11 protein-coding genes are annotated in these 12,362 nt (G+C 72.3%); 10 read left to right on the forward strand and 1 reads right to left on the reverse strand.

Annotated features, from left to right (window positions below):
- Nucleotides 1-87: 87 nt before the first annotated feature.
- The 8 genes from ABZ471_RS39610 (at nucleotide 88) to ABZ471_RS39645 (ending at nucleotide 8,865) form a co-directional block, all read left to right on the forward strand.
- Nucleotides 88-1,248 (forward strand): extracellular solute-binding protein, encoded by a 1,161-nt coding sequence (locus ABZ471_RS39610; protein WP_359073588.1) that lies wholly within the window; start codon nucleotides 88-90, stop codon nucleotides 1,246-1,248.
- Nucleotides 1,245-2,144 (forward strand): ABC transporter permease subunit, encoded by a 900-nt coding sequence (locus ABZ471_RS39615; protein WP_359073590.1) that lies wholly within the window; start codon nucleotides 1,245-1,247, stop codon nucleotides 2,142-2,144. Before ABZ471_RS39610 ends, ABZ471_RS39615 begins: the two co-directional genes overlap by 4 nt.
- On the forward strand, nucleotides 2,129-2,947 hold the full coding sequence (locus ABZ471_RS39620) for an ABC transporter permease subunit (RefSeq protein ID WP_359073592.1): 819 nt from the start codon (nucleotides 2,129-2,131) through the stop codon (nucleotides 2,945-2,947). Before ABZ471_RS39615 ends, ABZ471_RS39620 begins: the two co-directional genes overlap by 16 nt.
- Nucleotides 2,948-2,950: 3 nt before the next feature.
- The gene (locus ABZ471_RS39625) at nucleotides 2,951-4,027 is read left to right on the forward strand and encodes an ABC transporter ATP-binding protein (RefSeq protein ID WP_359073594.1); all 1,077 of its coding nucleotides are present in this window, start codon (nucleotides 2,951-2,953) and stop codon (nucleotides 4,025-4,027) included.
- 14 nt (nucleotides 4,028-4,041) lie between these two features.
- The gene (locus ABZ471_RS39630) at nucleotides 4,042-5,508 is read left to right on the forward strand and encodes an HAD-IA family hydrolase (protein WP_359073595.1); all 1,467 of its coding nucleotides are present in this window, start codon (nucleotides 4,042-4,044) and stop codon (nucleotides 5,506-5,508) included.
- A 97-nt stretch (nucleotides 5,509-5,605) separates the two neighbouring features.
- Nucleotides 5,606-8,047, forward strand: a complete 2,442-nt coding sequence (locus tag ABZ471_RS39635; RefSeq protein WP_359073597.1) for a nitrate- and nitrite sensing domain-containing protein — start codon at nucleotides 5,606-5,608, stop codon at nucleotides 8,045-8,047.
- Nucleotides 8,037-8,474, forward strand: coding sequence for a roadblock/LC7 domain-containing protein (locus ABZ471_RS39640; protein WP_359073599.1), 438 nt, complete (start codon nucleotides 8,037-8,039; stop codon nucleotides 8,472-8,474). Before ABZ471_RS39635 ends, ABZ471_RS39640 begins: the two co-directional genes overlap by 11 nt.
- 7 nt (nucleotides 8,475-8,481) lie before the next feature.
- The gene (locus ABZ471_RS39645; protein ID WP_359073600.1) at nucleotides 8,482-8,865 is read left to right on the forward strand and encodes a DUF742 domain-containing protein; all 384 of its coding nucleotides are present in this window, start codon (nucleotides 8,482-8,484) and stop codon (nucleotides 8,863-8,865) included.
- 41 nt (nucleotides 8,866-8,906) lie between these two features.
- Here ABZ471_RS39645 and ABZ471_RS39650 read toward each other — a convergent pair whose 3' ends face one another.
- On the reverse strand, nucleotides 8,907-9,458 hold the full coding sequence (locus ABZ471_RS39650) for a Repetin (protein WP_359073601.1): 552 nt from the start codon (nucleotides 9,456-9,458) through the stop codon (nucleotides 8,907-8,909).
- A gap of 306 nt (nucleotides 9,459-9,764) precedes the next feature.
- Between ABZ471_RS39650 and ABZ471_RS39655 the strand changes: the two genes are divergently transcribed.
- Together ABZ471_RS39655 and ABZ471_RS39660 are read left to right on the forward strand one after the other, a co-directional pair.
- The gene (locus ABZ471_RS39655) at nucleotides 9,765-10,553 is read left to right on the forward strand and encodes a carbon-nitrogen hydrolase family protein (RefSeq protein ID WP_359073602.1); all 789 of its coding nucleotides are present in this window, start codon (nucleotides 9,765-9,767) and stop codon (nucleotides 10,551-10,553) included.
- Between the two features lie 52 nt (nucleotides 10,554-10,605).
- The gene (locus ABZ471_RS39660; protein ID WP_359073603.1) at nucleotides 10,606-12,318 is read left to right on the forward strand and encodes an NAD(P)/FAD-dependent oxidoreductase; all 1,713 of its coding nucleotides are present in this window, start codon (nucleotides 10,606-10,608) and stop codon (nucleotides 12,316-12,318) included.
- Nucleotides 12,319-12,362 lie beyond the last annotated feature (44 nt).

Below are 12,362 nucleotides of genomic sequence, written 5' to 3' on the forward strand. Positions count from 1 at the left end.
GCGTACTGTGACGCAACTTGTTCAGACAAGTTCTCCGTACTTCACCCTTCGCACCGCCCAACCCTCGTGCGCACCCCTGGAGAGACCGTGACCGTGTCCCTGCCGAGAAACGCCGTCCTCGGCGGCTCCCTCGCCGTCGTCGCCGCACTCGCGCTGAGCGCCTGCGGCGCCGCCCCCGACAACGCGTCCACCAAGACCAAGGACGGCAAGAGCGCCGCCACCGCCACGTCCGCGGCCGACTTCGGCGGCCTTGACGCCCTGGTCAAGGCGGCCAAGAAGGAGGGCACGCTGCATGCCATCGCGCTGCCCCGCGACTGGGCCAACTACGGCGCCCTCATCGACGGCTTCCAGAAGAAGTACGGCATCAAGATCGAGGTGGAGAGCCCCGACGGCTCCAGCCAGGACGAGATCAACGCCGTCACCACCCGCAAGGGCCAGGACCGCACCCCCGACGTCCTCGACCTCGGCAGCTCCTTCGCCCTCAGCGCCGCCCAGCAGGGCCTGCTCGCGCCCTACAAGGTGGCCTCCTACGACGACATCCCCGAGGGCCAGAAGGACCCGCAGGCCCGCTGGTTCAACGACTACGGCGGCTACATCTCCATCGGCTGCGACGCCAAGCGAGTGAAGGCCTGCCCGACCACCTTCAAGGACCTCCTCAAGCCGGAGTACAAGGGCAAGGTCGCGCTCAACGGCAACCCGACCAAGTCGGGCTCGGCCTTCGGCGGCGTCTACGCGGCCGCGCTCGCGAGCGGCGGCTCCTTCGACGACATCCAGCCCGGACTCGACTTCTTCGGCAAGCTGAAGAAGAACGGCAACTACACGCCCGTCGAGTCCACCCCGGCCACCGTCGAGAAGGGCGAGACGCCCATCAGCATCGACTGGGACTACCTGAACGCCGGCTACGCCGAGGAGTTCAAGTCCAAGGGTGTGGACTGGAAGGTCGCCATCCCGGCCGACGGCCAGTACGCCCAGTACTACTCCCAGGCCATCAACAAGGACGCCCCGCACCCGGCGGCCGCCCGCCTGTGGCAGGAGTACCTCTACAGTGCCGAGGGCCAGAACCTGTGGCTCAAGGGCTACGCCCGCCCGGCCCTGATGACCGCGATGGACAAGGCCGGCACCCTCGACAAGACGGCCGCCGCCAAGCTCCCCAAGGTCACCGGCACGCCGTCCTTCCCGACCGAGGCCCAGCAGAGCAAGGCCAAGACGGTCATCGCGCAGGGCTGGGGTAAGGCCGTCTCCGGATGACCACCGCTCTCACGCGCGCGGACGTGGCGCCCGTCGCTTCGGCGAAGCGACGGCGCCGCGCCCCCGGCTGGCTCGCCGTGGTGCCGCTGCTGGCGTTCACGGCGATCGCCTTCGGGCTGCCCGCCCTCGCCATCCTGGACGGCGCCTTCACGGTCAAGGACCAGACCACCGGCGCCACGTCCTACACGGCCGAGAACCTCTCGGCCTCACTCCAGGGCCCGTACCTCACCGCGCTGACCGGCAGCGTCAAGCTCTCGGCGATCTCCGCCGGGCTCGGCGCCCTGCTCGGGCTGCCCCTCGCGCAGGCCGTGGTCAGTTCCCGCTCGCGCGCGCTGCGCGAGGCCGTACTGACCGCCTCCGGCGTGCTCGCCAACTTCGGCGGCGTCCCGCTGGCCTTCGCGTTCGTCGCCACCCTCGGCAACGCCGGCGTCCTGACCATGCACCTGGGCCTCACGGACAAGGGCTGGGACCTCTACAGCTTCTGGGGCCTGGTCCTCGTGTACCTGTACTTCCTGATCCCGTTGATGGTCCTCACCATCACCCCGGCCCTGGACGGCCTGCGGGTCCAGTGGCGCGAGGCCGCGCTGAACAACGGCGCCACCGGTGTGCAGTACTGGCGGCACGTGGCCCTGCCCGTCCTCGCGCCCTCCCTGCTCGGCGGTCTGGTGCTGCTGTTCGGCAGCGCCTTCGCCGCCTACGCCACCGCCGCCGCGATGGTGGGCAGCGCGGTCCCGCTCGTCACGCTGCAGATCGCCGACGCCCTCTCCGGCAACGTGCTGGTCGGCCAGGAGAACGTCGCCCTCGCCCTCAGCCTCGACATGGTGCTGGTGGCGGGCCTGGTCATGGCCGTGTACCTGCCCCTGCAACGACGGAGCGCCCGATGGCTCGACGCCTGACCCCCTGGCGCTGGGCCGTCCTCGGCCTGGCCGCCCTGTACTTCCTGGTGCCGCTCGGCGCGTCCGTGGTCTTCACGGTCGACGTGCCCGGCCACGGCGTCTCCTTCGACGCCTACACCCAGATCCTGTCCGCCGACGGCTTCGTCTCCAGCCTGCTGCTCTCGCTGGAGCTCGCCGTGGCCACCATCGCGGTGGTCCTGCTGCTGATGGTGCCCGCCGTGGTCGCGCTGCGGCTCGGCGCACCCCGGCTGCGGCCGGTGGTGGAGGTGGTGTGCTCGCTGCCGCTCGTGGTGCCGCCGATCGCGTTCGTCGCGGGGATCGCGACCGTTCTGAAGTGGGGCCCGGAGCATCTGTCCAGGACCCCGCTCTTCCAGACCATCGTGGCGATCCAGAACGAGAACTTCCCCGTTGTGCTGGTCCTCGCGTATGTCGTGATGGCGCTGCCGTTCGTCTACCGCGCCCTGGACGCGGGCCTGCGCGCCATCGATGTGCGCACCCTCGTCGAGGCCGCCCGCAGCTGCGGGGCCTCCTGGCCGCAGGCCCTCGTCCGGGCCGTGCTGCCGAACCTGCGCGGGGCGCTGCTGAACGCGACCTTCCTCACGCTGGCGCTGGTCCTCGGCGAGTTCACCGTCGCCCGGCTGCTCGGCTTCGAGCCCTTCGCCGTGTGGATCTACAACGTCGGCGGCTCGCAGGCCCAGATGTCCGTCGCCGTGTCCGTGCTCAGCCTGCTCGTCACCTGGGCTCTGCTGCTCGCGCTCGCCGGCGCCGGCGGACGTACCCGAACCGCTTCCTCCCGGGGATGAACCATGACCGTCACCACGCTTGAGAAGGCCGCCGCCGAAAAGGCCGCCACCGTCGAATTCCGGGGACTGCGGAGGGAGTTCGGGGCCACCGTCGCTCTCGACGGGCTCGACCTGACCGTCCGCCCGGGCGAGTTCCTGGCCCTGCTCGGCCCGTCCGGCTGCGGCAAGACCACCGCGCTGCGCATGCTCGCCGGTTTCGAACACCCCGACTCCGGCGCCGTGCTGGTGGACGGCGAGGACGTCACGCACGTCCCGGCCCACCGCCGCGATGCCGGCATGGTGTTCCAGTCGTACAGCCTCTTCCCGCACCTGAACGCCGTCGACAACGTCGCCTTCGGGCTGCGGATGCGCAAGGTCCGTACGGCCGAACGGCGTTCCCGTGCCGCCGAGTTGCTGGACCTGGTCGGCCTGGGCGACAAGGGGGAGCGGTATCCGCACCAGCTCTCCGGCGGCCAGCAGCAGCGCATCGCGCTCGCCCGCGCCCTCGCCCTGCGCCCGCGTGTCCTGCTGCTCGACGAGCCGCTGTCGGCGCTGGACGCCAAGGTGCGTCTGACCCTGCGCGAGGAGATCCGCAGGCTCCAGCAGGAACTCGGCATCACCACCCTCTTCGTCACCCACGACCAGGAGGAGGCCCTCTCGGTCGCCGACCGGGTCGCCGTCATGCGCGCCGGACGGCTCGAACAGTGCGCCGAGCCCGCCGAGTTGTACGGCCGTCCCGCCACCGCCTTCGTCGCCGAGTTCGTCGGCACGATGAGCCGGATCCCGGGCGAGCTGAAGGACGGCACCGTCGAGGTGCTCGGGCAGCGGCTGCCGGCCGACGGCGAGACGCCGAACGGCGCGGTGGACGTACTGGTGCGGCCCGAGGCCGTCCAGGTACGGGCCGACGAGCAGGGCAGCGCCCGGGTCGTCGCGACCGCCTTCCTGGGCGCCGTCGTCCGGGTCACCGTACGGCTCGCCGACGGCACCGAGGCCAAGGCCGACCTGCCCGCGCACGAGGCCGCCGGACTCGGCGCCGGATCCGCCGTCGGCGTGTCGCTGCCCGAGCGGCCGGTACTGGTGGCCGAACGTATCCAGAAGTGAGGAACGACAACAACGTGACCCCCCACACCCCCGCACTCCCGCTCCAGGCCGTCCTGTTCGACATGGACGGCACGCTCGTCGACACCGAGCGCCTGTGGTGGGAGGCGGTCGAGCAGGTCGCCGGACGCCCGCTGAGCGAGGCCGACCAGCCGGAGGTGCTCGGCCGGCCCGTCGAGCACACCGCCGCCTGGCTCTCCACGGCCACCGGCCGGACCGAGGCCGACCTTGCGGCCGAACTGCACCGCGAGTTCGCCGACCGCGTCCGCACCGGGATCGTGCCCCGCCCCGGCGCGCTCGGCCTGCTGGACGCGCTGGCCGGCGCCGGCGTCCCCACCGCCCTGGTCACCGCGTCACCGCGCGCGGTCGCCGACGTCGTGCTCGACGCCCTCGGCGCCGGACGGTTCGCGGTCTCCGTCACCGCCGACGACACCGACCGCACCAAGCCGGCTCCCGACCCCTACCTGGCCGCCTGCCGGGCCCTCGGCGTCGAACCGGCCGCCTGCGTGGCCGTCGAGGACACCGAGACCGGCGTGGCCTCCGCCGAGGCCGCCGGGTGCGCCGTACTCGCCGTGCCGTCCCTCGCACCGATCGGCACGGCACCCGGGCGGACCGTGCGTGACAGCCTCGTCGGCGTCACGCCCGAGCAGCTGCGCGAGATGGCCGCACCCGAAATCCGGGTCATGAGCTGGAACCTGTGGCTCGGCGGCAGCAAGGTCGACGACCACCGGGCCAAGCAGGTCAAGGCCGTTCTGGAGTCCGGTGCGGACGTGGTCGGTCTCCAGGAGACCGGGGGCAGTGCCGCCCAGGAGCTGGCCGAGGCCCTCGGCTGGCACCACCACCGGGCCGGGGAGAACCTCGGCGTCATCAGCCGGTACCCCGTCACCGCCCGCTTCGGAGATCCCGAGGTCGGCTTCTACGGCGCCGCAGGCGTCCGGATCCGGGTCGCGCCCGGCCGTGAGGTCGACGTGTGGACGGCCCACCTGCATTACACGCCGTACGGCCCCTACGAGGCCGCGTTCGACGGGCTGGGCGCGCCCGAGCTGATCGCCCACGAGGACGTACGGCTCGAACAGATGCGGGACGCGCTGCGCCGGATCGCCGAGTCGTCCGCCGAGGGCGTTCCGGTGGTCCTCGTCGGAGACTTCAACTGCCCCTCCCACCTGGACCGGCCGGACGTGGAGTGGCCGGTGACACGGGCGGCGGCGGACGCGGGTTTCGCCGACTCCTACCGTGAGGCCCACCCCGACCCGGCGGCCGAGCCCGGGCACACGTGGTCGCCGATCCACCCGGTCCACGAGGACGGCAGCGGACGGCCCGAACCGCAGGACCGGATCGACTACGTCCTGCACCGGGGACTGACCGTGCGGGACGCGCGGACCCTCGTCACCGGCGTCCCGCGCCCGTGGCCCGACGTCGCGGGCAACGACTGGCCCTCCGACCACGCGGCGGTGGTGACCACGTTCGCGCTGCCCCGGACGTGACTCCCGCGGTTACCGGCGGTCACCATTGCGCACCTGGTGACGATCCCGTAGGTTGTGCCCGCTCTTTCTACTGACTGGTAACACCGGCAGGTACCCCATGCGCTGGCCCGTCGGCCGTCCCACCACCGTCCGTGCGCGGATCGTGGCGCTCGCCCTCGCCCCGGCCGTCGCCCTGATGGCCCTGTGGGGCTTCGCCATGGTGTCGGTCACCGCCGAACTGCGCGCGCTGATCCGGCTCCAGGGGGTGTACGAGGACTTCGGCACCCCCGTGGACACCGCGATCGGGCAGGTCCAGATCGAGCGCCGGCTGTCCGCCGCCTACCTGGGCGCCCGCCTCGACACGGTCGCCGCCGGCGAACTGCTCGGACAGCAGCGCCGTACCGACCGGGCCGTGGAGGCCATGCGGCAGGCGGTCCGGGGCGGGGACCGCGGCCGGCTGACGGACCGGCAGCGGCAGGCCCTGGACACCATGGTCGCCGCCACCGGGAAGCTGGAAGGGCTGCGCGAGCGCGTGCTGTCCAGGGACATCACCTGGGACCGGGCGGTCGACGAGTACAGCACGCTCGTCGCACCCGGCTTCGACGTGCAGTCCACGCTCACCGCGCTCCAGGCCGGGCAGCTGGCCCGGGAGGCGCAGGTCGTCGTCGAGCTGGTGCGGGTACGGGAGTTCGTGTCCCGGGAGGACGCCCAGGTCGCCGGAGCGCGGGCGGCCGGGACCCTGACCGGCCGGCAGTACGACAGCCTGAGCGCGACCATCGAGGACCGGCGCGTCTTCGAGCGGACGTACGTACCGGACCTGCCCGCCGACTCGCGCGGCCTGTTCGAGGAGTTCCACCGTGGTGACCTGTACCGCTCGCTGGTGCGGGGCGAGGACGCGCTGCTGCGGGCCGGGGCCGCGGGCGCCGGGGAGGCCGTCGCGGCGGACACCTGGCGGTCGACCTCCGACCGGGCCGTCAAGCGCTACATGCAGCTGTGCACCCGCTCCGCCGAGAACTCGGCCGCGCGTGGGCGGGCCTTCGCCTACCGCGAGCTGACCAAGGCCGCCGTCGTCGGTGCGGTCGGGCTGGCCGCCGTGACGCTCTCGCTGTGGTTCGCGGTGCGCGGTGCGCGGCGCATCTCGCGACGCCTGGAAACCCTGCGGGACGCGGCCGACGTGCTCAGCACACGGCAACTTCCGGACGTCATGCGGAGGCTGGGCGCCGGCGAGGAGGTGGACGCGCTCGCCGAGGCGCCGCCGCTCGCCGCCGACGAGGTCAGGGACGACGAGATCGGCCAGGTCGGCCGGTCCTTCAACACCGCGCGGCTCGCCGCCGTGGAGGCCGCCGTCCGGCAGGCCACCCTGCGCCGGGGGCTGTTCGCCGTGCTGCTCAACATCGCGCGCCGCAACCAGGCGCTGGTGCACCGGCAGCTGAAACTCGTCGACACGCTGGAGCGGCGCACCGACGACCCGGACATCCTGCACCAGCTGTTCCGCATCGACCATCTGACGACCCGGATGCGCCGGCACGCGGAGAGCCTGATCATCCTCTCCGGCGCGGCGCCCGGCCGCCGCTGGCGCAGGCCCGTCCCGGTCGCGGACGTCGTCGCCTCGGCGGTGAGCGAGATCGAGGACTACGCGCGCGTGGTGGTGCCGCCGATGCCCGACGTCGCGATCGCGGCGGACGCGGTCGCCGACGTCGTGCATCTCGTCGCCGAACTCCTGGAGAACGCCACGGCGTTCTCGCCGCCGCACACCCAGGTCACGCTGCGCACCGGGCGGGTCGGCAGCGGCTTCGTGCTGGAGATCGACGACCGCGGGCTCGGCCTCGACGCCGAGCAGCGCGCCGAGGCCCACCGCACCCTCACCGACGCCGACGCCTTCGACCCCACCCGCCACGACCGGCTCGGTCTGTACGTCGTCGGCCGGCTCGCCGCGCGGCACGGCGTCGAAGTGAACCTGCGGGATTCCCCGTACGGGGGCACGACCGCGGTGGTGCTGCTTCCCGAGGGGGTGCTGGCGGAGGTGGAGCCGGCGGGCGCGCCGTCCGCCGCTACCGACGTGCGGGACCACCTGCCGGGTCCGGTCGAGCGGAAGGCGCCGGTACTGGAGCTGCCCACCAGAAGGCGATCCGCACCCCTGCCCGACACCGAACTCGCTTCCCCGCCGCGTCACGACAGCCTGTCGGGTCACGGCAGCCTGTCGGGCCACGACAGCCCCTCCGCGCCGCGTGGCACCCTCGCGTCGGACGACGGGCCTGCGCCGCACGACACTCCCGCGTCGCACGACGGTCCCGAGCCGCACAACACCCCCACGCCGGACGTCACCCCGCCCCTGCCCACCCGTACCCGGCAGGCCTCCCTCGTCCGGGAGTTGCGTGAGGATCCGCCGCCGCGGGATGCGGCACCCGGGCGTGAGGTCGACGCCGAGGAGATGCGGGCGATCTTCGGTGCCTTCCAGCGGGGCCTGGACCGCGGCCGCCAGGGCCTGCCGGCCGACACCGAGGCCCCTGCCCCGACAGCACACGCCGAAGAAGGGACGGACACCGACCATGCACGGTGACGACCAGACCCCCGAGCACCCGGCCCCGCCCGCCGGAGCACCCGGTACCGATCTCGGCTGGCTGCTCGACGACCTCGTGGCCCGTACCGACCACGTCCGCCAGGCCGTGCTGCTCACCGCCGACGGCCTCCCGCTGAGCTGCTCGGAGGGCATGCGCCGCCGGGACATCGAGCACCTGGCCGCCGTCTGCTCCGGCTTCCACAGCCTGGCCCGCTCGGCGGGGGAGCGGTTCGAGGCGGGAGGGGTGCGGCAGACCATGGTCATGCTGGAGGACGCCTACCTCTTCATCACCCCGGCCGGCCACGGCAGCCGTCTCGCCGTGCTCAGCGAGGTACGGACCGACGTCGGACAGCTCGCCCACGAGATGGCCCTGCTCGTCCGCCGCCTCGGCCGTCACCTGGACGCCGCCACCCGCTCGGCCCCCTGATCCCGCGGTGAGCGACGAGCACTGGTACGAGGACGAGACCGGGTCGATGGTGCGCCCCTACACCGTGACCCGGGGCCGCACCCGGCCCTCGGAGCGGCACGCCGCCGACCTGATGTCCCAGGTCACCGCGGTGGAGGTGGACGCCGGGGCACAGCCGGAGCTGGATCACGCCCGTGTCCGCCTGCTCGACCTGATCCGCCGCGGCCCGCGCCCCGTGGCCGAGGTGGCCGCGGACGCCGACCTGCCCCTGACCGTGGTCCGCGTCCTGCTCGGCGACCTGGCCGAGGCCGGGCTGGTCCGCATCGACCCGCCCCGCCGGCTGCAGGCCACGGGCCCGGCCGCCGATCCGGGGCTGCTGCGGGAGATCGTGGAGCGGCTGAAGGAGCTGTAGAGACGTGCAAAGGCGGCCGTCGGCATCGGGACGCCGCTCGCTCAGAACTCCGGGTTCCACGGGACGACCGTGAAGTCGCCCGTGCCCTTCTTCACCTTCTCGAAGGGAGCCGACGACACGCACGGCGGCAGGTCCCTGGTGTCCGTGGGGCTGCCGACCCCGGCCCAGCTGTAGCCCAGCCGGTCGTGTCGGCCGAGGTCGTGGACCGTGACGCCGACCCGCAGGCCCTTGGCCCCCGGCAGGTCCGAGTCCGTGATCACACCGGACACGACGGCGACCTTCCCGCCGGTGACCAGGCAGTCCACCTTCGCCCTGGCCCAGGCGCCGTCCCCGTCGAGGTAGTGGCTCCATTCGAAGGTTCCGGTGGCCTTCTGCGGATCCGCGGTGTCCTTCGCCGCCAGATGCGCGTCGAAGGAGAAGCTGATGTCGTCCCCGGCCGACCGGTACAGCTCGGCCGTGCCGGTGAGCGCGGCTGCCTCGCGCTCGGGACGGTGCGCCCCGGCTCCCGAGGCCAGCGCGGCGCCCGCCGTGCCCGCGGTGATCAGCAGGGCGGTGGCAAAGGTGACGGCGACGATCTTCGTACGACGCTGCATGACGGTCCTTTCCGCAGGTCAAGCGCGTGAACTGAACGCCCACCACTCTCCCGGCGCCGGCCCGCGGGCACATCGCCCCGCAGGTGGCACCTCGCCTCCCCCGTCCGGCGGGGAAACCCCGTCGTGACCTGCGTCTCAGGGCGGACGAGACCCCCGCCCGAGGGCGCGCAACGAATCGCCGCCCGGCGCCCTCACCACGCAACGAACCGTGCACCGGCGCGCAACGGCTCCTTCTTGTCCGGCCGAGCGCGCCGACCGTACCTTCTATCTGGCCCCCAAAACCCCCCTTTCCGGTGAGGAACCCGCATGCGCACCGCACTGCTCCAGAGCTCCGGCCGCCCCGGCTCGGTCGTCGAGAACCTCAAGGTCCTCGACGAGGCCGCGGGCCGTGCCGCCGCCGCGGGCGCCGCGCTGCTGGCTGCGCCGGAGATGTTCCTCACCGGGTACGCGATCGGCGACGCCATCGCCCGCCTCGCCGAGCCCGCCGACGGCGACTCGGCGGACGCGATCGCCGAGATCGCCACCCGGCACGGTGTGGCGATCGCCTACGGCTACCCGGAGCGTGACGGCGAGACCGTCCACAACTCCGCCCAGCTGATCTCCGCCGACGGCACCCGGCTCGCGAACTACCGCAAGACCCACCTCTTCGGCTGCTTCGAGCGCGACCACTTCACGCCGGGCGAGCAGCCGGTCGTCCAGGCCGAGCTGAACGGCCTGACCGTCGGCCTGATGATCTGCTACGACGTCGAGTTCCCGGAGAACGTCCGCGCCCACGCCCTGGCCGGCACCGACCTGCTGATCGTGCCGACGGCGCAGATGCATCCCTTCCAGTTCGTCGCCGAATCCCTGGTGCCGGTGCGGGCCTGGGAGAACCAGATGTACGTCGCGTACGTCAACCGGGTCGGCCCCGAGGGTGAGTTCGAGTTCGTCGGACTGTCCGTCCTCGCCGGCCCCGACGGCATCGCCCGCACCCGCGCGGGCCGCGCGGAGGAGCTGGTGTTCGCCGACGCCGACCCCGCCTTCCTGGCAGCCTCCCGCGAGGCCAACCCGTACCTGAAGGACCGCCGCCCCGGCCTGTACGGGTCCCTGGTCTGACACCCACCCCGAGCCCTCCCCGTACCACCCCCGCGCAAGGAGTCCGTACCCCATGACGTCCACGGTGCCCAACGCCGTCGAGCACGCCGACGAGCAGCAGCCGCCGATCACCATGTTCGGCCCGGACTTCCCCTACGCCTACGACGACTTCCTCGCCCACCCGGCGGGCCTCGGCCAGATCCCCGCGACCGAGCACGGCACCGAGGTCGCCGTCATCGGCGGCGGTCTGTCCGGCATCGTGGCCGCCTACGAGCTGATGAAGATGGGCCTCAAGCCCGTCGTCTACGAGGCCGACCAGATCGGCGGCCGGCTGCGCACGGTCGGCTTCGAGGGCTGCGACGAGTCGCTCACCGCCGAGATGGGCGCGATGCGCTTCCCGCCGTCCTCCACGGCGCTGCAGCACTACATCGACATGGTCGGCCTGGAGACCAGCCCCTTCCCGAACCCGCTGGCCGAGGCGACCCCGTCGACCGTCGTGGACCTCAAGGGCGAGTCGCACTACGCCGAGACGGTCGACGACCTGCCCCAGGTGTACCGGGACGTCGCCGAGGCGTGGAACAAGTGCCTGGACGAGGGCGCCGACTTCTCCGACATGAACCGCGCCATGCGCGAGCGCGACGTCCCGCGTATCCGCGAGATCTGGGCGAAGCTCGTCGAGAAGCTCGACAACCAGACCTTCTACGGCTTCCTCTGCGACTCCGAGGCCTTCAAGTCCTTCCGGCACCGCGAGATCTTCGGCCAGGTCGGCTTCGGCACCGGCGGCTGGGACACCGACTTCCCGAACTCCATCCTGGAGATCCTGCGCGTCGTCTACACCGAGGCCGACGACCACCACCGCGGCATCGTCGGCGGCTCCCAGCAGCTGCCGCTGCGCCTGTGGGAGCGCGAGCCGGAGAAGATCGTCCACTGGCCGTACGGCACCTCGCTGCAGTCCCTGCACGAGAACGGCGAACCGCGCCCGGCCGTGACCCGGCTGCACCGCACCGCCGGCAACCGGATCACGGTGACGGACGCGAACGGCGACATCCGCACCTACCAGGCGGCGATCTTCACCGCCCAGTCCTGGATGCTGCTGTCCAAGATCGCCTGTGACGACTCGCTCTTCCCGATCGACCACTGGACGGCGATCGAGCGCACCCACTACATGGAGTCCTCGAAGCTGTTCGTCCCCGTCGACCGGCCGTTCTGGCTGGACAAGGCCGTCGACGACAGGGGAAATCCGACGGGCCGGGACGTCATGTCGATGACGCTCACCGACCGCATGACCCGCGGCACCTATCTGCTGGACGACGGCCCGGACAAGCCCGCCGTGATCTGTCTGTCCTACACCTGGTGCGACGACAGCCTGAAGTGGCTGCCGCTGTCCGCGAACGAGCGGATGGAGGTCATGCTGAAGTCGCTCGGCGAGATCTATCCGAAGGTCGACATCAGGAAGCACATCATCGGCAACCCGGTGACCGTCTCCTGGGAGAACGAGCCCTACTTCATGGGCGCGTTCAAGGCCAACCTGCCCGGCCACTACCGCTACCAGCGGCGCCTGTTCACGCACTTCATGCAGGACCGGCTGCCCGAGGACAAGCGGGGCGTCTTCCTCGCCGGCGACGACATCTCCTGGACGGCCGGCTGGGCCGAGGGCGCGATCCAGACCGCGCTGAACGCGGTCTGGGGCGTCATGCACCACTTCGGCGGCGAGACCGACCCGGCCAACCCGGGCCCGGGTGACGTGTACGACGAGATCGCCCCGGTGGAACTGCCCGAGGACTGACCGGGACCGGACCGAGGCGCGGGCGGCCGGACTCAGACTCCGGC

This window comes from Streptomyces sp. NPDC005728 (genome assembly GCF_040630895.1).
In the GTDB taxonomy this organism is placed as follows: domain Bacteria; phylum Actinomycetota; class Actinomycetes; order Streptomycetales; family Streptomycetaceae; genus Streptomyces.